This window comes from Paenibacillus sp. FSL R5-0486 (genome assembly GCF_037975155.1).
Classification (GTDB): Bacteria; Bacillota; Bacilli; order Paenibacillales; family Paenibacillaceae; genus Paenibacillus; species Paenibacillus amylolyticus.
This window is the reverse complement of sequence record NZ_CP150237.1, coordinates 4,622,348-4,644,869: the sequence shown is the minus strand read 5'-3', so window position 1 is coordinate 4,644,869 and position 22,522 is coordinate 4,622,348. Positions and strand designations below refer to the sequence as shown.

The window sequence follows — 22,522 nt, the reverse complement described above, 5'->3', positions numbered from 1 at the left end:
CCACGTTCGCCCATTGTCTGAACAATTCGTGCGAAGTGTGCTGCAATCACTGGCAAGTTGCTGTCCGAAGGGTTACACTATAGGACGTGGAAATATAGAACCGAACTGAAGGTGGAATGATCATCATGGAAACAACCCAACGTAAACGAGTTGCAATTATCGGCCTCGGCGATATTGCACGTAAAGTATATTTGCCGCTGTTAACAGCTCATCCGAACGTGGAGATTGTAGGCATTATGAACCGATCTCCGGAACCGGTCAAAGCCGTTCAGGAGGCGTATCGATTAGAACGGGGAACAACGGATCTGAAAGAACTGTTGTCCTGGGATCTGGATGCGGTGTTTGTACATACAGCAACGGAAGCGCACTTTGACATTGTCATGCAATGTCTGGAACAGGGATTAGCCGTGTACGTAGACAAACCGTTATCCTATACGATTCGGGAGTCGGAAGAGATGACTGCTTTTGCCGAGGCACAAGGGCTGCTACTCGCAGTAGGCTTCAACCGCAGATTCGCACCGATGTACCAAAAAGCGAAAGAATGGATGCAGGGTGGAAAAGGTTTTGAATCCTTGACAGTGACCAAACATCGTACAGGCATTCAGGATCGTCCTGCGGCAGAAACTATCTATGATGATCTCATCCATATACTGGATCTGATGTTGTGGTACTCGGATCATAATGTGGAGTTGCTTCATCAATGGATTCGGAAGAATGATCTGGACAGACTGCTGCATGCAACCGGAACGGCCAAGCTGGGCAGAACAGCCTACGGTCGATTCGATATGGTGCGTGAAGCTGGGGCAGATCTGGAGAAGATCGAATTGCATGGTGGTGGACGATCTGTTGAAGTGGTGAACATGGACACGATCAGCTACATGGAACAGGGGAGTCTGGAAACCAAAGAAACGTTCGGGAGCTGGGACACCGTGTTAGCACGCAGAGGTTTTAGCGGAGCAGTTGACAATTTCCTGGCTTGTCTGGACTCACCTGATGATTGCCTGATCAGTGCAAGTCATGTCATGGACAGTCATGAACTGGCGGAACAATTGATTCGCAAATAATTGCAGAATACACATACGGAGGAATACAAGTTATGGATGAATATGAAAAGGAACGTAATAAACAGATCGAGGAAGCTGTTGTAGAAACCTATAAACAGGAAGAAGAGATGATGATCCTCGTATTTGCCCAGTGGTGTGTCAATAATGGTTTGGACCCGGAAGAGATGTACCGGCAAGCCTACCCGGATCAGCAGAGCAACGAGCGTTTGCAGCAGGTGCAGAAGCTGATTGTATCCAAGGAGGAAGCCGGTGAGATTCCGGATGATACGGTACTTGGCGTGTTGTCCATGTTTGGCAATGAAGATCTGGCGATGGTTGTATCCGAGGCCATAGCCGCGCGCAAATAAGTTCAACTTACGTATACTAATATGATTACATCTGTTCCCGGTGAATGACGCGGAATTCCTTCGGGGACATGCCGAACCGGGAACGGAATACCCGATGAAAATAGGTATAGTTGTTAAAGCCGGATGACTCAGACACTTGCTCCAGAGTCATTGGACTGAAAATAATCCGTTCCCTGGCCATGTTCAGCCGTACGTCAAGTGTGTATTGCATGATGCTTTTGCCAAACGCTTCTTTGAAGAGATGTACACCCCGTGAGACACTAATGCCAATATGTGTTGCCACATCATCGAGCTTGAATAAAGAGGAAGCGTTTTCTTCAATGTAGTTTTTGATCTCATAAGCCACATAATTGGTGTTGGTTATCGTTGGATGCTCCGCGAGCAGACGATCCACTTCGAGACATAAAATTCGCATATAATAACTTGAAATTTCCGGATAAGGATTGGAGATGCGGCGCTGTTCCAGTACGAGCTGTCGAAACAGGACCAAAAGACTTTCCGTCAGTTCGACTTTGATCCGGGTCGGCCGTTTGTGCCGTTTCCACCACTCATCCACCCAGGAACCATTAAAGAAGATGTGATAGTCACCACTCTCCACCAGTCGTTCTCCCATCGGATTGGTTTCATTGTCTATTCTCAACTCATAGGGTTCATCAGGATCAAAAAGAAGCAGATCGCCCGCATCCACCAGGGACATGTCCCCGTCTATGCGTGCACGGCAACGTCCGTCTGTTTGCAGTCTTAACAGGTAGTTCTTCACACCTTCAGGCTGCACCATAGCGTAGGGTTTACGATGAAATGAAAAGCCTGCTGTAAGAACTTGGCAGGATTGATCTGTCGGCATGGGCATACTCCTTGCAATTTGAAAATTATGACCAGATAGTTCATGTTTCAATCATATTATTCATTTTAATTGAAGCTGAAACGGAATACCATAGTATTAGATTTAAGGAACAGGAAACATCCAACAAAACATATGTATCTCAACCATTCAAACGCAGATTTTCACCATGCGTAAGGAGATGAACGTCACAGTGGAGAAAATGAAAGCAGGCATCATCGGGTGTGGTAACATCAGCGCCATCTACTTGGAAAATCTCAAAAACAACCCGGTCATTGAAGTCGTGGCTGTTGCGGATTTGATTCGTGAACGCGCTCAGGAACGGGCAGATGAATTTAATATCGCAAACGTTTACAATGTAGATGAGTTGCTGCAAAATAACGAAATTGAACTTGTGTTGAACCTTACGGTTCCTGGCAGTCATGCCATGACCGATCTGGCTGCACTCGAAGCAGGCAAACATGTGTATGCCGAGAAGCCGCTGGCAATTTCTCTTGAGGATGGTCGCAAAGTTGTTGAGTTGGCTGAGGAAAAGGGATTGTATGTTGGTTCTGCACCGGATACCTTCCTTGGTTCAGGCATACAGACAGCTCGTAAAGCCATTGAGGATGGGCTCATTGGCAAGCCGGTTGCAGCGACTTCATTCTTTATGGGTGGAGGACCAGAAGCTTGGCATCCTAATCCGGAGTTCTTTTATGTCGCAGGTGGCGGACCGATGTTTGATATGGGACCTTACTACCTGACCGCTCTGATTACGTTGCTTGGACCGATACGCAGAATCAGCGCCTCGGCAGGCATACAGATTGCAGATCGCAAGATTGGCTCTGGGCCGAAGGAAGGCACAGCACTGCAAGTAGAGACGCCTACCCACTTGGCAGGAACCATTGATTTTGCAGAGGGTGCCATTGCAACCATGATCACCAGTTTCGATATTCGCGGAGCTTCGGATCTGCCACGTATTGAAATCTATGGTACAGAAGGTACGCTTAGTGTACCGGACCCCAATTATTTTAACGGGGAAGTGAAGGTTCGCAGATACGGTCAAGACACTTGGGAGACGGTCAAACCAGTCTTCGAAAGTGGACAAAATGAACGAGGCATCGGCGTAACCGAAATGGTTGAATCCATTCGTGCCGGACGGGAACACAAAGCCAGTGGCAAGCTTGCTTATCACGTACTGGAAGCCATGCATTCATTCCAGCGTTCTTCACTTGAAGGCAAGCATATACATCTGGAGAGCAACTATGATTCTTTTGCAGTAACTCGCACAGTTCAAACTGAGGTTGAAACCGTGGAATCACACTAGTCCGAGAAAAAAGTGTTCGAAGCTTGATGCTCTTACAAGTGGTGAAGAATAACCAGTATTCTTACGTTCAATTTCAGGATAGAAACACTCTCGATTTTCCACACTAATCAAACAGGCATGTGATCTGAACGGTAATTGTATACAGTTCAATATTCATGAATTCAGCAATCATACGATATCTAATCCAGGGAGGAATCGCACTTGAAACTCGGCGTATTTTTGGTACTATTCGGAGGACGTAAATTGGAGGATGCTCTTGATTATGTAGCATCCAAGGGATTAAAAGCAGTAGAGATCGGAACAGGCGGACATCCAGGCAATGCACATTGTAAGCCAGATGAGTTGTTAAGCAATCCTACAGCCTTGAAAAACTTCAAAAATGCAGTGGAATCACGTGGTTTGACGATCAGTGCACTCAGCTGTCATGGTAACCCGCTACATCCGCAAAAGGATATTGCCAAAGGATTTCACGATGATTTTGTTAAATCGGTAGAACTGGCTGAGAAGCTGGAAGTACCTGTAGTGAATACATTCTCCGGTTGTCCAGGAGACCATGAGGATGCTAAATATCCGAACTGGCCTGTTGCACCATGGCCAAATGACTTCCAGGAGATCCTGAAGTGGCAGTGGGAGAACAAAGTGATCCCTTACTGGACAGAGTGGGGTAAATTTGCAGCAGATCGTAACGTAAAAGTTGGATTGGAGCTGCACGGTGGATTCTCCGTTCATACACCAGCAACCTTGCTGAGACTGCGTGAAGCAGCAGGTGATGTGATCGGAGCCAATCTGGACCCAAGTCACATGTGGTGGCAAGGTATTGATCCGGTTCAGGCAATTCACATCTTGGGACGTGAAGGAGCCATCCATCACTTCCATGCAAAAGATACAACGATTGATCCGGTCAACGTGAACAAACACGGTGTAACGGATATGCAGGACTATACCAATATGCTGGATCGGGCTTGGCAGTTCCGCTCGGTTGGTTATGGACATGATAACAAGACGTGGGCAGACATTATGAGTGCCTTGCGTCTGGTCGGATATGATTATGTAGTAAGTATTGAGCACGAAGACGGTCTGATGTCGGTTGAAGAAGGATTCTCTAAAGCCGTGCAAAATCTCCAGCAAGTATTGATCGAAGAACCGCTGGGCGACATGTGGTGGGTTTAGAGCTACACTAGGGGGAAATTGAATATGATCAACGTCACCATTTGGAATGAATTTGTCCATGAGAAAATTCACGATGAAGTAAGGGAAGTCTACCCGGATGGTCTGCATCGAGCACTGGCTGACGGACTTGGCGGCGAAGGCTTTGCTATTCGTACAGCTACACTGGATCAGCCTGAACATGGATTAAGTGATGAAGTGCTGAATTCCACAGATGTGCTCATATGGTGGGGACATATGGCACATGATCGCGTAAGCGATGAGATCTCACAGAAGGTTGCGCAGCGAGTGCTGAACGGGATGGGAATGATTGTGCTCCATTCAGGTCATTTCTCCAAACCATTCAAAGCGCTGATGGGAACAAGCTGCGATCTGAAGTGGCGTGTAGCTGACGAGCAGGAAATTGTATGGTGTGTTAACCCATCTCATCCGATTGCGGATGGCATCGAAGGCAAGATTGTATTGGAAAAAGAAGAGATGTACGGTGAATTCTTCGATATTCCAGTACCGGATGAACTGGTGTTTGTGAGCAACTTCCAGGGTGGGGAAGTATTCCGGAGCGGATGTACGTTCCGGCGTGGTGAAGGTAAAATCTTTTATTTCCGACCAGGTCATGAGACGTATCCGACCTATTACAAACCTGAAATATTAAGAGTGATCAGCAATGCTGTGAAATGGGCATATCCTGCCCGCAGCTTTAAGCCGGAATTTGGCAAGAGCGAACCTGTAAGACCATTTGGTGGCGTGCTGGTCTAATTCACTAACTCAATCGTGTAATGGAAATTATAAGTTTTATTCAAAAAGAACCCTTCTCCGAGTCATTGATGACTGTGGCAGCTGGGTTCTTTTTGGGTAAGATAGTACTATGGGGAAGTTATACGATATTTCCCATGGTGACGACGTAGCGTGTAATGTATACTGGGATGTATGATCCATTTTGGATGATATGCTTCTAAAATTTAAACTTTTTAGTTGCAGGCGTTTTCTTTGAAGCTTAAATATGTTATTATGAAATATACTAACAAAATGTAAGTTGATTTGAGTGATCTCTAAAGAGGTGATTAATGTGGAAGGTCAAGACTTGCGGATGTGTCCGCGTTTTGAGACGGCGTTTTCTTTTTTGGGCAAGCGCTGGAATGGTTTAATTATTCAAACATTGATGAGTGGTTCGAAGCGATTCAAGGATATCTCCAATCTGATTCCATCCATGAGTGATAAGATGTTATCCGAACGGATGAAAGATCTGGAGAGTGAAGGTATTCTGGTTCGTCACGTCTATCCCGAGACGCCAGTTCGTATTGAATATGAACTGACGGATAAAGGTAGAGCGCTCCAGCCTGTCATGAATCAAATTCAAGACTGGGCTGAGCAGTGGGTTGACTAACGCATAAGCAATATCACCCACTTTTGTTGCATGAATGACATAGACTCCTGATTTCTGTGGAAATCAGGGGTTTTTGTCTTAAGTACTATGTTGTTCGGCGTTTTTCTCTTGGGCTATGCACATGTTGTCATGAGTTGTAGTATAATCTATAGAAAATGGCCACAGACGGCCGGAGCGAAGGAGGCCCACTTGTCATGAGAGAAGAAAGCTTATCCCGTGAAGTACGCTACGGCAAAAAAGATATTGCAGAACTTGAGAGCGCATCCATTCAGGTCCATCTCATTTACAAAAAAGCTGCAGAGTTGTTTAAGCGCACAGCATATTCCCGTTTGGTTAAGGATGATCTTGCCGAAGTGAATACGCATTCTGTGAACAGCGATGGTCCGAAATTAGCTCCGGCGGTGCTGCAAAAATGGATTCAAACGTCCAGGGGCTGGAAGTGTATCGGATGTGAGCTGGGACAACCTGATTCAACGATGTCTCAGATGGAAGAAACTATGCATGCTAAGCAATTGGCTTTAGATGTGGGAGAAGGTCGGTTGGTTGAGGCAGAAATGCTGATTCAGGCGGTTGTCTGGTCTCAATATGAGAAGATTCGAATGTTTGCGCCATGGCTTGGTGATGAACCCTTTTATAGCGTGCAGGAGCTGGATGTCATTGCCCGTTATATTGTGCCTACCTATTTCTCGGAACGGCCTTTGCATGAGCAAGGCAAGGTATTTAAGGTCCATCAACAATATGGGCAGATTCCGTTGTATCAGGAGTATGTAGACGCACCTTCATGTTGCGTGCAGGTTGACGGTGGATTGCTTGAAGGGCGATTGCTGACAGGTGTATACGTATCTGAGGAGCAGTTCTTCGGGCTTAATCCATATCTGAAAGATGGCGATGGAGGACGGACATACATGCAGGCTAGTGTCCAATGATAACGTAACCAATTAGAACATAAAAATGATATAGATTGGAGAGCCTGTGTGCAGGCTCTCTTTCTTGTACAAGCCTTATTTGCAGGCGGTAGCCTATAAAAGTAACGGCTTTGACACTTTTTTTTGCCGAAGGTTGTGCCATAATAGAGGTTATGGACAACAGGGTGAATGATTTTACGCAGGGTGGTGTTACCTACATGATGAAGAAAATCCCCGGTTACATAGGTGTATGTTTGCTCCTACTGGCGATCTTGGCTGGTTGTAGTGAGACACAGCCTTCTGAGCAGCCAATTGTCAAGGAGACAGAAACAGCGAATACAATCACAGTGGCTGTAGATGGCAGTACGTTTTTGCCTGATGCAACAAAGTCCATTAAGCGAGATTTTAGTGAGGGTTTGACACTCAAAAAAGCATTACTCAATAGCGGACTGGTTGATTTTACGGCAGATGGCAAACGGATTCAATCCGTCGGTGAAGTTTCTCTGGATTCTTCGCTTAGCTGGGCTGTCAAATTAAACGGCAAGGATATTGAACAGGAAGATTGGGACATGGAGCTTCATGCCAAAGATGAAGTGATCATTTACGTGAAAGCCGCTGACAGTGGGGGGGATGGCGTTGCATATCAGACAACGTTACTCAAGGTTAGCGGTGGAAACATTATGCCAACCCTTAATCGTCAATATGCCGGCGTCTACGTTCAAGAGTGCACAGTTCGTGATGTGTTGAAGTCCAGCGGCATTGTAAGAATGTCGGAGAATAACAAATTTGTCGTTTCGGTCGAGAATGTCACGCCTCGTATGAATGAGCGGTGGGTCATTATGGTGAATGACAAAGAATTAATGGAAAATGGTCTGGACATGAAATTGAATCCACGTGATGCGGTTAAGCTTGAATTAACCAATGCATCCTAAGTATACCAAGAAGCCCAATCTCTTTTTAGAGAACTGGGCTTTTTTTCATTAAATATATAAGCAAGATCCGATCAGCATAGTCAAATATTAAATACGACAGATCTCGTTCGGGCAAAGCTCACAGTGACAGATTCCTTGTAGCATCTTCAGATCTTTGATGACAATCATGCCATTGTCATATTCAATCCCATCTTTCTTACGCAGGTCGCTTAACATGCGGTTTACACTTTCACGAGTGGCTCCAATCATATTGGACAGGTCCGTGTGGGTAATTTTTTTGTGAATAATGACATGCTCTCCATGAGGCTCACCATACGAATTCGACAACCGAATGAGGGTGGAGCAAAGTGCACCCGGTTTGCCATATAACATGAGATCCCGGAATTTGGTCTGTGTCAACCGGTGGTGGATGCCCATCCATTTCATAAAATCGATCGCGAAGTCACAATGCTGGCAGATTAACATTTCCAGGTCTTTATGTTCCAGTACACCGATCTCACTGTCCTCCAATACTTCCGCTGAGAAGCTGTGTTTAGAGCCAAAGAAGGGATCAGCCTGCCCAATCATATCACCGGATTGATACATGTACATGATCAGTTCCTTGCCTTCATCCGTGGATTTGGTGATCTGGGCACGGCCCCGTTTCATATAATAAAGTTTGTCAGAGATGTCGCCTTCCCAGTACAGATGTGTACCTTCCAAATAGGTTCTATCTTTCATGGTAACCAGCAGATGGTTGAAATTTGCTTCCGAGAAACAGTTAGTATTACCGCGCTTTTCCAGTACAGTTGTTAGTTCTCTCATAAGTCTATCTCCCCTTCATGTCCATCGGACGACCTTCTGTAGTAAGCAGTAGCCTCCGAGGTTCGCCGCAAACCGTTGCCGTCCTGATCAGGGTCATCTCGGCCGGGAGGAAGGACGGTACAAATTGCGGTGGTTCAATTTTTAAGTTCAGTATATACCTAATCTTACCGTTTGAGGGGGAAGGAAAGGGGGCAAAAATGACGAAATTTCAAACATTGTGATAAAATTCACTTTTAATGGAGAGGATGAATTTTACAGCTCTATATTTTAAATAGGAAGTGAAAATGGTCGTATGAAGGACACTACAAAACTTAAATTAAATTTGTTATACTTTGTGAAAAAAATCACATAATTAAGTTTATTGTCATGTTACGATGTGAATGTAAACGAGAGAGACAAACTAATACGAACCTTTAGGAGGATGAGGGAGATGGCTGTAAAGAACGAAGTCGCCCCAGCAAAAGAACCGACAGCAGGTCAGTATATTCAAACGTTAATCGACAAAGCGAATAAAGCACACGCCGCATTCATGAAGATGGACCAGAAGCAGATTGACCGGATTGTGCAAGCAATGGCGCTTGCGGGTCTGGATAAACACATGATGCTCGCCAAGATGGCCGTAGAAGAAACAGGCCGCGGAGTATATGAGGATAAAATCACCAAAAATATATTTGCAACAGAATATGTGTACCACAGTATCAAGTACGATAAAACCGTAGGTGTGATTGAAGATAACGAGTATGAAAGCTTCCAGAAAATTGCGGAGCCGGTCGGCATCATCATGGGTATTACACCAGTTACCAACCCAACATCAACGACGATGTTTAAAGCATTGATTTCCATCAAGACGCGTAACCCAATCATCTTTGGCTTCCACCCATCTGCACAGAATTGTAGCCGGGAAGCTGCCAAAATCCTGCTGGAAGCGGCTGTGAAACATGGTGCACCAGCAGATTGTATCCAGTGGATTGATGATCCTTCCATGGATCGTACAAACGAACTGATGAATCACAATGATGTGGCTCTCATTCTGGCAACAGGCGGATCAGGCATGGTACGTGCAGCGTACAGCTGTGGTAAACCTGCACTGGGCGTAGGACCGGGTAACGTACCTTGCTTTATCGAGAAAAGCGCGGATATCAATCAGGCAGTAACGGATTTGATCCTGTCCAAGTCTTTCGATAACGGCATGATCTGTGCTTCCGAGCAAGCGGTCATCATTGAAGAACCGATCTTTGATCAAGTGAAGAAAAAAATGATTGCAAATGGCTGTTACTTTGTTAACAAAGATGAAGCAGCAAAATTGACAGCAGGTGCGATTAATACCGAGAAATGTGCGGTGAACCCGGCGATTGTTGGTCAATCTGCGGTAAGCATTGCGAAATTGTGCGGTATTGAAGTTCCAGCAGGCACCAAAATTCTCGTGGCCGAGATTGAAGGGGTAGGTACCAAATTCCCATTGTCGGCTGAGAAATTAAGCCCGGTACTGGCTTGTTACAAAGTTAAAACGGCAGCAGAGGGCATTGAACGTGCAGCAGAAGTGGTTGCTTTTGGCGGCATGGGTCACTCCTCGGTTATCCACTCCACAAATGAAGAAGTGATCGGCAAATTCGCAGATCGTCTGCAAACCGGACGGATTATTGTGAACTCACCATCCACACACGGTGCCATCGGGGATATCTACAACACAAACATGCCTTCATTGACACTGGGATGCGGATCATACGGACGTAACTCGACTTCTTCCAACGTAACCGCTGTGAACTTAATCAATGTGAAAAGGGTGGCTCGCCGTACCGTGAATATGCAATGGTTCAAAGTGCCGAACAAAGTCTACTTCGAAAAAGGAGCAACACAGTATCTTGCCAAAATGCCTGACATCACACGTGTGGCCATTATTACGGATGCCATGATGGTGAAGCTTGGATATGTTGAAAAGGTAGAACACTATCTGCGTCAACGCCAAATGCCAGTAGCGATCGAAGTATTCTCCGATGTAGAGCCAGATCCATCGACAACAACGGTAGATCGCGGAACCGAAATGATGCGCCGCTTCCAACCAGACTGCATTATCGCACTCGGCGGTGGATCACCGATGGATGCTGCCAAAGCCATGTGGTTGTTCTATGAATATCCGGACACGGACTTCAACGATCTGAAACAAAAATTCATGGATATCCGCAAACGGATCTACAAATATCCACGTCTCGGCGTAAAAGCGAAATTTGTAGCGATCCCAACCACATCGGGTACAGGTTCTGAAGTGACATCGTTCGCGGTTATCACAGATAAAAATCAAGGTAACACCAAATATCCATTGGCCGACTATGAGCTGACACCAGACGTAGCGATTGTCGATCCAGAATTCGTATATTCCCTGCCTAGAACAGCGGTTGCCGACACAGGAATGGACGTACTGACGCATGCGATTGAAGCTTATGTATCTGTTATGGCAAATGATTACACGGATGGACTTGCGATCAAAGCAATCCAACTGGTATTCCAATACCTGGAGCAATCTGCGCTGCAAGGAGATAAACTGGCACGTGAAAAAATGCATAATGCTTCCACGATTGCAGGTATGGCGTTTGCCAACGCATTCCTGGGCATTAACCACAGCTTGGCGCACAAATGGGGCGGTCAGTATCACACCGCACACGGACGCACCAATGCCATTCTGATGCCACACGTCATTCGTTACAACGCAAAAAAACCGACCAAATTTGCATCGTTCCCGAAATATTCGCACTTTGTAGCGGATGAGCGGTATGCCGAAATTGCCCGCATACTGGGATTGCCTGCTCGTACGACAGAAGAAGGCGTAACCAGTCTTATCAATGCCATCCGTAAACTGAACAAAATCTTGGGTATTGAAGAATCGTTCCAAGAGATCGGATTCGATGCCAAAGACTTTGAAGCACATGTCGATTATCTGGCAGACCGTGCCTTCGAAGACCAATGTACAACCGCCAATCCGAAGTTGCCGCTGGTAACTGAACTGGCTGATGTATACCGCAACGCTTTCTACGGAAAGTTTGAATAATAAATTTAGAACAAAGCGTGCTTTACGGCAAGAAGATCAGGGTTCCCCGAGAGGGGAGCCCCGATTGCCGTCTTTCACACAATAACGAGTGGGCAGAAAAACAGAAGAGTGAAGCCTCTGTTTTTCAGGAGTATTTTAAGATTTGGTTTGCTCCGAGCATAGAGGAGCAAAAGGGTTCTAGAGAGGTTACACGGAATCCGTGACGTGGCTGTTTGAGCCAGATGTTCACACAATAACGGAGTGGGCAGAAAAACAGAAGAGCGAGCATCTGTTTTTCAGGAGTATTCTAAGATTTGGTTTGCTCCGAGCATAGAGGAGCAAAGGGTTCTAGAGAGGTTACACGGAATCCGTGACGTGGCTGTTTGAGCCAGATGTTCACACAATAACGGAGTGGGCAGAAAAACAGAAGAAGCGGAGCGTTCGCCTTTATCCCCGGATTTTCCCCTTTGAAATATAAAATTGAAAAAATCCGGGGATAACAGCGATCGGAAGTTGTTCTGCCCGCGCAGTGGCTAAGTGTGAATTTACAGGGGTCAATGGGACACAGCGCAGGTGGAGTGAGTTAGTTCACTGGCTTTGTGACAAAAATCACAGATGATGAAAGCCCCAAGTCGTATACTGAAAATGTAAGAAAAACATTCATCCCGCGGTTCCGGTTCCCAAGTAGAGAGAACATGTTCCGGTTTATGTGAAACAATTCACATTAATCGCGGCTCTGGGCACACAATGCTACGAATGAAGCAAGATGTTATGTGTCCAGAAATCCAAATTAGTGGAGGGATTACGATGTCGGTGATTGAAAAAGATGTCAAACAACAAACAGGCTGGAGAAACTTTACCAAAGGAACATGGACCAAATCCGTAGATGTGAATGATTTTCTGGCACACAACTTGTCTCCGTATTACGGCGACGAAGCATTTCTCGCAGGTGCAACCCAGAATACCAAAGAATTGTGGGAGATCGTATCTGATCTGACCAAAAAAGAACGGGATAACGGCGGTGTCCTTGACGTTGACGTGAACACACCAGGTACTATTATTTCTCACCAACCCGGTTATCTGGATCAATCCAAAGAGCAGATTGTCGGCGTTCAGACCGATGCTCCGTTCAAACGTTCCATTCAACCAACAGGCGGAATTCGCATGATGATTGACGCATGTGAGGCATATGGCTTTGAAATGCCACAGGGCGTCATTGATATATTTACAAACATTCGCAAAACACACAACCAGGGTGTATTCGATGCTTATACTTCCGACATGCGTGCAGCGCGTAAAGCAGGAATTATTACAGGTCTGCCAGATGCTTACGGCCGTGGCCGGATCATCGGTGACTATCGTCGTGTAGCTTTGTACGGGGTAGACTTCCTGATTCGTAACAAAAAAGGCGAACTGAATGCACTCGAAGTTGATGTTATTGATGAAGATGTCATTCGTCTGCGGGAAGAATTGTCTGAACAGATTCGTGCATTGCAAGAATTGAAACAATTGGGCGATATGCACGGGTTCGATATTTCCTTGCCAGCGACAACAGCAAAAGAAGCGTTCCAATGGTTGTACTTCGGTTATCTCGCTGCGATCAAAGAACAGAACGGTGCTGCGATGTCACTGGGACGTGTATCTTCTTTCCTGGATATCTACATTGAACGTGACCTGCAAGAAGGGATTCTGTCCGAAGAACAGGCTCAGGAATTGGTTGACCATTTTGTAATGAAACTGCGGATCGTCAAATTCCTGCGTACACCGGATTACAACGAACTGTTCAGTGGAGATCCAACATGGGTGACTGAGTCCATCGGTGGTATGTCCGTGAATGGCGAAACACGTGTAACCAAAAACAGTTTCCGTTTCCTGCATACACTGCACAACCTGGGTCCTGCACCAGAACCAAACTTGACTGTTCTCTGGTCAACGAAACTTCCAGAAGCTTTCAAAGATTATTGCAGTAAAGTATCCATCGAAACCAGCTCAATCCAGTATGAAAATGATGATCTGATGCGTCCGATCTACGGTGACGATTACGGTATTGCTTGCTGTGTGTCGGCGATGAAGATCGGGAAACAAATGCAATTCTTCGGCGCTCGTGCCAACCTGGCAAAAGCTCTCCTGTATGCGATCAACGGTGGTCGTGACGAGAAATCCGGAGCACAAGTTGGACCTGAGTATCCTGCCATTACTAGCGAAGTGCTGGATTACAATGAGGTTATGAAACGCTTCAAACCAATGATGGAGTGGCTGGCTAAGCTGTATATGAACACCCTCAACGTCATTCACTACATGCACGATAAATACAGCTATGAGCGTATCGAAATGGCATTGCATGACCGTGACATTGTACGTACGATGGCTTGCGGTATCGCTGGTCTGTCGGTTACAGCAGATTCACTGAGTGCGATCAAATATGCCAAAGTAAAACCAATTCGTAACGAACAAGGCATCGCTGTTGATTTCGAAATCGAAGGAGACTTCCCTTGTTACGGTAACAATGAAGACAGCGTAGACAGCATTGCTGTTGAACTGGTCGAGAACTTTATGGGCATGATTCGCAAGCACAAAGCTTACCGTAACGCAGTTCCAACACAATCCGTTCTGACGATCACTTCCAACGTGGTATATGGTAAGAAAACAGGGACTACACCGGATGGTCGTAAAGCAGGTGAACCATTTGCTCCAGGTGCAAACCCAATGCATGGTCGTGACAAAAAAGGTGCACTGGCATCCCTTGGCTCGGTAGCCAAATTGCCTTATGAACACAGTCTTGACGGGATTTCCAATACCTTCTCCATCGTGCCAAAAGCATTGGGTAAAGAGGAGACTACACGTAAATCCAATCTGACTGCGATGATGGATGGTTACTTCGGTCAAAACGCTCATCACCTGAACGTTAACGTATTTGATCGTCAGCAATTGATTGATGCGATGGATCACCCGGAAAGCTATCCACAACTGACTATACGGGTATCCGGATATGCCGTTAACTTCATTAAATTGACTCGTGAACAACAGTTGGATGTCATCAACCGTACGTTCCATGGCTCGATGTAAGTAATTTGCTAGTAGAAGACCGCTAGAGCAAGGTATTCCAAATCATATTAAACGCACAGCGGATGCGGATACAGAAAGGAAGAGGCAGCATGGTTAACGGACATATTCATTCACTCGAAACTTTCGGGACGGTTGACGGCCCAGGCATCCGCTTTGTGCTTTTTATGCAAGGATGTCTACTCAAATGTCAATATTGCCACAACCCTGATACTTGGGCGCTGGATGGTGGAAAAGAAATGACGCTTGAGGAGGTACTGGCTGAAATTGAGCCTTACCTGTCTTACTACCGCAGCTCCGGAGGCGGGCTTACGATATCTGGTGGAGAACCAACGTTACAGGCTCACTTTGTAGCCGAAATCTTCAAGGAAGTGAAGCGGCGCTGGGGATTGCATACGACACTGGACAGCAACGGATTTAACGAACCGGAACGGATTCACGATCTCCTGGATCACACAGACCTGGTTCTGCTGGACCTCAAACATATTGATGATGAGAAACATATCAAGTTGACAGGCAAATCCAACGAGAGAACGTTGAAAACGGCCAAGTGGTTATCGGAGCAAGGTCGGAAAATGTGGATACGCCACGTGTATGTGCCTGGCATTCATAACGAGGAAGAGGATTTGCTTAACCTCGGACGGTTTATTGGAACATTAAATGGCGTCGAGAAGTTCGAAATTCTTCCATACCATCAGATGGGGATCTACAAATGGGAGGCGCTCGGCAAAGTATATCCACTGGATGGAGTTCCTTCACCAAGTGAAGAAGAAGTGGAGCGGGCGTATCGCCTGATCGAACAAGGTCGCCAGGAAACGGCTGGCGTGGCTTGTTCAGGTAAGTGATCTAACCTTTATATAGTAAAAACACTCAACCAAGCAGTCCTTGCGAACATGTTTCGCAGGGGCTGTTTTTTGTCCAGTGAAGGATTTTATCCCTCCATTGATGAATTGTCATCCTTACGATGTAAGCTCCGGCTTTTTATAATCAGAGTGTAAAGCCAAATGCTCAATATCTTGAGGAGGGTCAACCAGATGAAAAAAAGAATGACATTACTGCTTTCATTATTGCTTATCACTTCATGGACTTTGGCGGGATGTGCAAGCTCAAGTAACGAGCCACAGCAAGGCGCAGGCAATACACCTGTGGAGGAAACAAGTAAGGAACCGGTTGAAATGCTTCTCCGCCACACGCAGGTGGGAGCCGACAAACAGAAAAGACTGGCCATTCTGCAGGATGTTGTGGACAAAGTTGAGGGAGAGATACCCAATCTGACCTTTACGCTGGATGGTGTCGAATCCGATGTGAATCGTAAGGAAAAGCTTCGCGGAGAGATGGCGGCAGGTAACCCGCCGGATATATTTGAACTGTTCGGTAGCCCGGATTCCAAAGTTTATGCCAAGGAAGGTATGCTGCTTGATCTGACCCCAATCCTGCAAGAGCTGGGCATTCAGGACCAGTTTACATCCCTTGAACCGTTTACGTATGAAGGCAAAGTATATGGACTGCCGATTGGCGGTTCGGGCGAAGGTTTTTTCTATAATAAAGAGTACTTCGAACAAAAAGGATGGAAAGCCCCAACTACCATGGCTGAACTGGACAATATACTGGCTGAGATCAAGGCTGATGGCAAAGTGCCGCTTGCTTCCGCATCTAAGGCGGGCTGGGTGCCGCTTATGTTAACCAACCATCTGTGGTCCCGCTATGCCGGGCCGGAGATTACCGCAAAGTTTGCAACAGGTGAAGCGAAGTGGACCGATCCGGGTGTTGTGCAAGGTTTTGCCAAACATAAGGAATGGGTGGATAAGGGTTATTTCAAAAAAGGTGAACTGGGCTTTGAGTATGCCGAATATACCACGCAATTTACAAGTGGAGAAGTGGTATTAATGTATGACGGAACATGGAAATCATCTGTATTTAAGGAAGGTCAGAGCGGTGAATCGCTCATTGGCAAGGTTGGATTCTTCAATATGCCTCCGGTAGAGAACGGAGCAGGAGATCAGACGTCTTTGATGCGTGATGTGAACAATGGATACGGGTTCTCGGCAGCAGTGGCGGATGACCCGCAGAAGCTGGACGCAGTGAAAGCTTTTATCAAAGATTTCTACAATGAAGATATGCAGATCCGCGGCCTTGTGGAAGACGGTGTGTTGCCTGCCATGAAGCTGGACGAGAAAGTGCTGACCGATAGCATTACCGATGATCTGATGAAAGAAATTGTGGCTGTGCTTAATGCGTCCAAGACGTCGTTCCCGGCATTTGATGCACTTGTTCAGGCCGATGTGACGACAGAGATCAGCAATCTGCAGATTCAGAAGTTGATTGGTGGGCAGACGACGCCAGAGAAAATGGCAGAAGAGCTGCAAAAGGTGCAAGAGGAAGCAAACGCCTCAGTGGAATAAACGAATTCAAGTCGAAACTGCGATCGTTGAAGTGACTGAAGGAGGCTGACCATGAATACTTCACTCCGCAGCCCGTTAATCTATACGTTGTTTGTAATGCCAGCCCTAATTCTGTTTGTAATGTTCTTTCTATACCCTATTGGTAGCTCCCTGTATTACAGTCTGACGAGTTGGAATGGGGTATCGGCTGAGCCACGTTTTGTGGGTTTATCCAATTATGTGAAGGCACTGACCGATGAACGTTTTTGGATTTCCACACGTAATAACGGCTTTTTCATCGGATTTTCGGTACTGATTCAGGTACCCCTAATCGTCCTGTTTTCGCTTCTGATTGCCAATGTGAAAAGGCTGAAAGGTCTGTATAAAACCGCTGTTTTTTTACCATCCATCATGTCGACAGCCGTTATCGGTATTTTATGGGGATTCATCTATGAACCGAATATCGGGCTATTAAACAAAATGCTTCATGTGCTGGGAATCGATCCAATCTACTGGTTATCGGATAACCGATTTGCCATGTTGTCCATCTTGGTGACCAATGCCTGGCAGTGGACGGGATTTTACATTGTCATGGTGCTGGCGGCCATACTGGCGATTCCCCGTGATCTGGATGAAGCGGCCGCAATCGATGGTGCAACGGCGGTACAACGTGCAATGCGAATTACGTTGCCGCTGATCCGGCCGATCATTTCGGTGGTGATCATGTTGTCCATCGCAGGTGCCATGAAAGCAGCCGACATCGTGATTGTCATGACCAAAGGTGGGCCCGCTGGGTCCACTGAGGTTCTGGCGACATATATGATCAAATATGCAATTACCAACTTCAAATATGGTTATGGTAATACCATTGCAGTGCTGATCTTTGCTCTGACGCTTGTGCTCACTGTGGTGTATCAACTGCTGGTGGCGAGGCGGGGCGAGAAGGTGGAATATTGATGGCGAAAAGCATAAAAAGCAGTATACCTCATGTGTTGTTAATGTTGTATTTGATCGCGATTTTGTTTCCCTTTTTATTTGTAATTTTCTCTTCCTTCAAGCAGGATAACAATGAAATCGCCCTGAATCCATTCGGTTTGCCTACAACATGGGAGTTTAACAATTACGTGGAGGCCTGGGTGAATGCCAAGATTGGCACGTATTTCTGGAACAGCCTGTACATTTCGATTTTATCATCGGCGTGTACGATTGTCCTCGGCGCCATGTTTGCTTTTGCCGTAACCCGGATGAGACACCGGAGATGGAGCCTGTTTCTGTACAGCCTGATTCTGGCGGGTATGCTTATTCCTAACAATGCACTTATGCTGCCGATTTATCTGCTTGTACGCAAAATGGGCATATTGGATACACATCTGGCATTGATCGTGCCCTATGTGGCCAATGCGATCCCCTTTACAATTATTATCCTGGCGGCTTTTATGCGTTCTCTGCCTGGGGAGATTGAGGAAGCGGCGGTCATGGACGGCTTGAGGGCCCCGGGTATCTTTGCTAAAATAGTGATACCTCTTACAGTTCCAGCCATTGTTACGGTTTTTATCGTTAATTTCCTCGGCAACTGGAACGAATTTTTACTCGCCAACTATTTTTTATCCACCGATAAATTGCGTACGCTGCCAGTGGGCATGGTCCAGTTTCGGGATCAATATCAGATGAACTATGCTCAGATGTCGGCAGGTATTGTATACAGCGTTGTACCTGTACTTGTGATCTACGCTATACTCCAGGAGAAAATTATAGAAGGAGTAACTGCAGGTGGTGTCAAAGGTTAATACCATGAACCAGTGAATAGGGAGAACGGGATATGAACTTGCGAATGAAGCTGGCCTTGGCATTTCTGCTACTGATTATTGTACCGATGTGTGCGCTGGGCATTGGCATGTTTCTGGTCACATCACATACGATTGAGAAAAAATACAATCAACAGGCCGAATATGCGCTTCAGGCCATCAGCTACAATATCGAGAATGTATTTCAGCAGATTAATAATGTGACCGACAACGGGATAGCGACATCGGTTTTTCAAATGGCGTTGAATGCCAAAGATCCGACCAAGCAGGATCTGGGAACCGGTAATCAGTTATCCCTGAATGCCAGCCAGCGCAATTTCCGTTCCCTTCTATATAATTATCCGTTCATTAGTTATGCCTTTTTATATGATTTGCGTTCTTCCGAGAACAACCAGATTGTCTCCATTTTCACCAAAGAAAACTTTCAAGCCCTTCCTTTTCAGCAATTCAAAGTGCATCCCTTATTCAACGAAATTCAGCAACTTAATGGTGTGCCTAAATGGCTCGCACCTCTGGAATATCCCGAATTAACCGGGGTAGAACCTGTCTTCACCCAGATCAGACTGGTCAAAGAACTCAGTTATTTTCAAAATATCGGCGTGCTTGTTGTTCAGATCAAAAAAGGAGAGATCGACCGGATCTTCCGTCACCTGCAGATCAGCGATTCAGCACAGGATACGTCGTTCCTATTAATTAATAAAGAAGGACTGATCGTCTATGATCCTGCAGGTATATATAACGGTGAGAACATGCAAAACCTTGGTGCTGAATCCAGCCGTTACGGTCCTGGTTTTAGCAGTGTCAGAACGGTCTTTGACGGCAAAGAGAGCATCATTTCGCAATATCATCTGAAGAACTATAACTGGAGCCTCGTCAGTGTGACTTCATGGGAAGCCTTATCTGCGGAAACCAATGCCTTTGCCGGTTGGTCTGTCATCATTATTCTGTCATGCCTGCTCGCAGCGATGATCTTTAATCTTTTTTTCATGAATCGCATTACGGGTAACATTGCTGTACTTGTAAGGTTTATGCGTCGTGTGGATGATGGTGATTTTAATGCGAGGGTGGAAGGAAAAGGATTCGATGAAATGCAGCTGCTTGCGCAAGGGTTCAATGAACTATTGGATCGGATCGGGGGATTATTCCGTCGTGTTCGGGCAGAGCAAGAGCAGAAGGCCCAAGCGGAACTGCGTGTACTACAGGCCCAGATCAAACCTCATTTTCTGTTTAACACATTGGAATCCATTAATGGATTAGCGCTGCGTGGGGAGGGCCGCAAAGTAAGCGAGATGGTGACCAGACTTGGCAATATGCTTCGTATCAGCATTCAGGATCAGGAGGAGATTCCGCTGGGTGAGGAAATAAGGCATTTGCAGAGTTATCTGGAGATTCAACAGTACAGATTCAGTGATTTGTTCACCTATGAGATTGACATTCCACCCCATCTATACAGCTCAATTCTGCTTAAGCTTACCCTTCAGCCTCTGGTGGAAAATAGTATTCAACATGGGTTTGAGGGGATCACCTATCCAGGTGTATTGCGGATAAGCGCATATGCAGAACGGGGTCATCTGGTGTTATGTGTTGAGGATAATGGGATCGGTATTCCCCAGGAAATGCTCGCACGATTTGAGTATATGGCAGAAGATACGCCGGAAGATATGCTCGCGGAAGGGGCGGAATCATTATCGTCCATAACGGAACGCAGGGGATTGGGATTACGAAGTGTGGCAGATCGAATTCGTATTCAATACGGGGCCGGGTATGGCATATTTATATGTTCAGCACCGGGGTATGGCACAGTTATTCGATGCATTATTCCATTATATGAGCAGGAGGAAGCCGGATGAATCTGACTGCAATGCTGGTTGACGATGAGCTGCCGATTCTGGAGAATCTGAACTACATTTTACCCTGGGAAGAGATGGGGATTGAAATCACAGGTACAGCGAGAAGTGGTGTAGAAGCGCTGGGGAAAGTAACAGAAAGTCATCCGGACATTCTCTTGTGTGATATTCGAATGCCGTCTATGGATGGATTGGAACTTATTCGTTTGCTGCGAGAGCAGGGTGAAACGTGTGAGATTATTTTACTGACCGGGTATCAGCAGTTTGAATATGCTCGAACCGCTATCAAGTATAACGTACATGAATACATATGTAAGCCAATTGATTATTTGAATCTGGAACATAAACTGCGTGAACTTGCCGGGCAGATCCAGAAGAGACGTCAGGAAAACGAATCGCAACGTTATCGCAGCCAAGAGATGGAAAGCTGGATCAGACACAAACAATTGATTGACCTGTTGCGAGGAGAAGCACCGTTGAAGGTTGTCTATCCTGCCTCTGTTCCTGAATTCATAACAACTGCTACACCGTATACGTTGCTGCTGGTGGATGCGGTCGGTTATTTTCGCCATTCTATCGGCTGGTCCGAGCTTCAGCATCAACGATGGCATGAGACCATAAGTTCCAGACTTAGGGAAGTGGCAGATCGAATTACGGAGGACTGTCAGATTCTTTCGACCCGCAAAGGGGAGTGGTGCATCTTGCTGGAGGCATCAGGTGAGTGGAAACGTCGCTCAGAGGAACTGGCCCATCAACTGTGTCTCGAATTAAATGAAATATTATTCTTGGATTCAAGTGTGAAGGTTAGGGTTGTTCAGGATGCTGTACCCGTGAACCTGGAAAGTCAAATTCTGGAGCGATACCGGCATTGTCAAAAAATACTGATGTCCCATTCGGAAAGTGAAGACGGGGTGTTAAAGGCGAGTTGTTCCGAAACCACCTTATCGTATGATCATACGGCCTCCAAAGGGGCTAACTCATGGATTACAAGAGAAGATCTGGAGTTTGTTACTCGGTGGATTCGTCAAGGGAACAAGCAGGGGTTACGTGATGTATTGGATCGGCTTAAACAGCAAATGGGGAATTCAGGACAATCCTTCAACAGGATAGATGAAACCAATCTTCGGTTTATGCTTGTGCACATGCTTCGGGAACTGCGTGAAGTACAGGCCCTCGCTGAAGAGCACGAAGTGAATTATTGGAATGCACTGCAAGGGGCCGTATCCATGAGGGAACTCCTTGAACTTGCAGAGGTTGTTACCCATGCCTGTCAGGGCAAACAAACGCAGCCACGTCCTTCCGTATCGGAACTGATCTTGTCTGCATGTGAGTATATGGACGCACGGCTGCAAGAGGACTTGGGAATAGATGAAGTCGCAGATTGGCTTGGAATCAGCCCAGGATACTTTTGCCAGCTATTTAAAACTCAAATGGGTGTTACTTTTGTGGAATACATGACGCAGAAACGGATGGAAAGTGCCGCTTTATTGTTGAGTACAACCGAATGGAGCATTACAGCGATTGGGGAAGCAACAGGGTTCAAGGAGCGCCGTTACTTCTCCAAGGTGTTTCATAAACACTTTCACATGAAACCCTCAGAGTACAGGCAGAGTAAACAATTGGGTTTGTAGTACCAAGGGAAACGGGAGGAGAG

Annotated in this window: 18 protein-coding genes; 16 read left to right on the top strand and 2 right to left on the bottom strand. The window is 46.1% G+C overall.

Annotated elements, in window-relative coordinates; genetic code table 11:
- The first annotated feature begins 125 nt into the window (after positions 1–125).
- The gene (locus MKY01_RS20680) at positions 126–1,064 is read left to right on the top strand and encodes a Gfo/Idh/MocA family oxidoreductase (protein ID WP_100527167.1); all 939 of its coding nucleotides are present in this window, start codon (positions 126–128) and stop codon (positions 1,062–1,064) included.
- A gap of 32 nt (positions 1,065–1,096) precedes the next feature.
- Complete coding sequence (locus MKY01_RS20675; protein ID WP_036674958.1) at positions 1,097–1,411, top strand: hypothetical protein; 315 nt, start codon at positions 1,097–1,099, stop codon at positions 1,409–1,411.
- Between the two features lie 25 nt (positions 1,412–1,436).
- Here MKY01_RS20675 and MKY01_RS20670 read toward each other — a convergent pair whose 3' ends face one another.
- Positions 1,437–2,255, bottom strand: a complete 819-nt coding sequence (locus MKY01_RS20670; protein ID WP_017687546.1) for an AraC family transcriptional regulator — start codon at positions 2,253–2,255, stop codon at positions 1,437–1,439.
- A gap of 190 nt (positions 2,256–2,445) precedes the next feature.
- Between MKY01_RS20670 and MKY01_RS20665 the strand changes: the two genes are divergently transcribed.
- The 6 genes from MKY01_RS20665 (at position 2,446) to MKY01_RS20640 (ending at position 7,946) form a co-directional block, all read left to right on the top strand.
- The gene (locus tag MKY01_RS20665; protein WP_339191531.1) at positions 2,446–3,558 is read left to right on the top strand and encodes a Gfo/Idh/MocA family oxidoreductase; all 1,113 of its coding nucleotides are present in this window, start codon (positions 2,446–2,448) and stop codon (positions 3,556–3,558) included.
- A gap of 201 nt (positions 3,559–3,759) precedes the next feature.
- The gene (locus MKY01_RS20660) at positions 3,760–4,728 is read left to right on the top strand and encodes a sugar phosphate isomerase/epimerase (protein ID WP_339283337.1); all 969 of its coding nucleotides are present in this window, start codon (positions 3,760–3,762) and stop codon (positions 4,726–4,728) included.
- Between the two features lie 24 nt (positions 4,729–4,752).
- Positions 4,753–5,481 carry a trehalose utilization protein ThuA gene (locus tag MKY01_RS20655; protein ID WP_017687549.1) on the top strand — a complete coding sequence of 243 codons (729 nt, stop codon included), beginning with the start codon at positions 4,753–4,755 and terminating at the stop codon, positions 5,479–5,481.
- A gap of 331 nt (positions 5,482–5,812) precedes the next feature.
- Positions 5,813–6,109, top strand: a complete 297-nt coding sequence (locus tag MKY01_RS20650) for a helix-turn-helix domain-containing protein (protein WP_074096966.1) — start codon at positions 5,813–5,815, stop codon at positions 6,107–6,109.
- Between the two features lie 194 nt (positions 6,110–6,303).
- Positions 6,304–7,035 carry a hypothetical protein gene (locus MKY01_RS20645; protein WP_127545613.1) on the top strand — a complete coding sequence of 244 codons (732 nt, stop codon included), beginning with the start codon at positions 6,304–6,306 and terminating at the stop codon, positions 7,033–7,035.
- Positions 7,036–7,232: 197 nt separating this feature from the next.
- Positions 7,233–7,946 carry a hypothetical protein gene (locus MKY01_RS20640; protein ID WP_017687552.1) on the top strand — a complete coding sequence of 238 codons (714 nt, stop codon included), beginning with the start codon at positions 7,233–7,235 and terminating at the stop codon, positions 7,944–7,946.
- An 87-nt stretch (positions 7,947–8,033) separates the two neighbouring features.
- Here MKY01_RS20640 and MKY01_RS20635 read toward each other — a convergent pair whose 3' ends face one another.
- Positions 8,034–8,750 carry a Crp/Fnr family transcriptional regulator gene (locus MKY01_RS20635; RefSeq protein WP_339283336.1) on the bottom strand — a complete coding sequence of 239 codons (717 nt, stop codon included), beginning with the start codon at positions 8,748–8,750 and terminating at the stop codon, positions 8,034–8,036.
- Positions 8,751–9,180: 430 nt separating this feature from the next.
- Between MKY01_RS20635 and adhE the strand changes: the two genes are divergently transcribed.
- The 8 genes from adhE (at position 9,181) to MKY01_RS20595 (ending at position 22,499) form a co-directional block, all read left to right on the top strand.
- The gene (gene adhE / locus MKY01_RS20630) at positions 9,181–11,793 is read left to right on the top strand and encodes a bifunctional acetaldehyde-CoA/alcohol dehydrogenase (RefSeq protein WP_339283335.1); all 2,613 of its coding nucleotides are present in this window, start codon (positions 9,181–9,183) and stop codon (positions 11,791–11,793) included.
- A 786-nt stretch (positions 11,794–12,579) separates the two neighbouring features.
- On the top strand, positions 12,580–14,838 hold the full coding sequence (pflB, locus tag MKY01_RS20625) for a formate C-acetyltransferase (RefSeq protein WP_076327975.1): 2,259 nt from the start codon (positions 12,580–12,582) through the stop codon (positions 14,836–14,838).
- A gap of 89 nt (positions 14,839–14,927) precedes the next feature.
- Positions 14,928–15,680, top strand: coding sequence for a pyruvate formate-lyase-activating protein (gene pflA, locus MKY01_RS20620; protein WP_076215706.1), 753 nt, complete (start codon positions 14,928–14,930; stop codon positions 15,678–15,680).
- A 189-nt stretch (positions 15,681–15,869) separates the two neighbouring features.
- The gene (locus MKY01_RS20615) at positions 15,870–17,237 is read left to right on the top strand and encodes an extracellular solute-binding protein (protein ID WP_339283332.1); all 1,368 of its coding nucleotides are present in this window, start codon (positions 15,870–15,872) and stop codon (positions 17,235–17,237) included.
- A gap of 51 nt (positions 17,238–17,288) precedes the next feature.
- A complete protein-coding gene (locus tag MKY01_RS20610; RefSeq protein ID WP_282320858.1) occupies positions 17,289–18,173 on the top strand; it encodes a sugar ABC transporter permease in 885 nt (294 codons plus the stop codon).
- The gene (locus MKY01_RS20605; RefSeq protein ID WP_339283330.1) at positions 18,173–19,003 is read left to right on the top strand and encodes a carbohydrate ABC transporter permease; all 831 of its coding nucleotides are present in this window, start codon (positions 18,173–18,175) and stop codon (positions 19,001–19,003) included. The genes MKY01_RS20610 and MKY01_RS20605 overlap by 1 nt, the downstream gene beginning before the upstream one ends.
- Positions 19,004–19,035: 32 nt before the next feature.
- A complete protein-coding gene (locus MKY01_RS20600) occupies positions 19,036–20,871 on the top strand; it encodes a sensor histidine kinase (protein ID WP_339283328.1) in 1,836 nt (611 codons plus the stop codon).
- Positions 20,868–22,499 (top strand): response regulator, encoded by a 1,632-nt coding sequence (locus MKY01_RS20595; RefSeq protein WP_339283327.1) that lies wholly within the window; start codon positions 20,868–20,870, stop codon positions 22,497–22,499. Before MKY01_RS20600 ends, MKY01_RS20595 begins: the two co-directional genes overlap by 4 nt.
- Positions 22,500–22,522 lie beyond the last annotated feature (23 nt).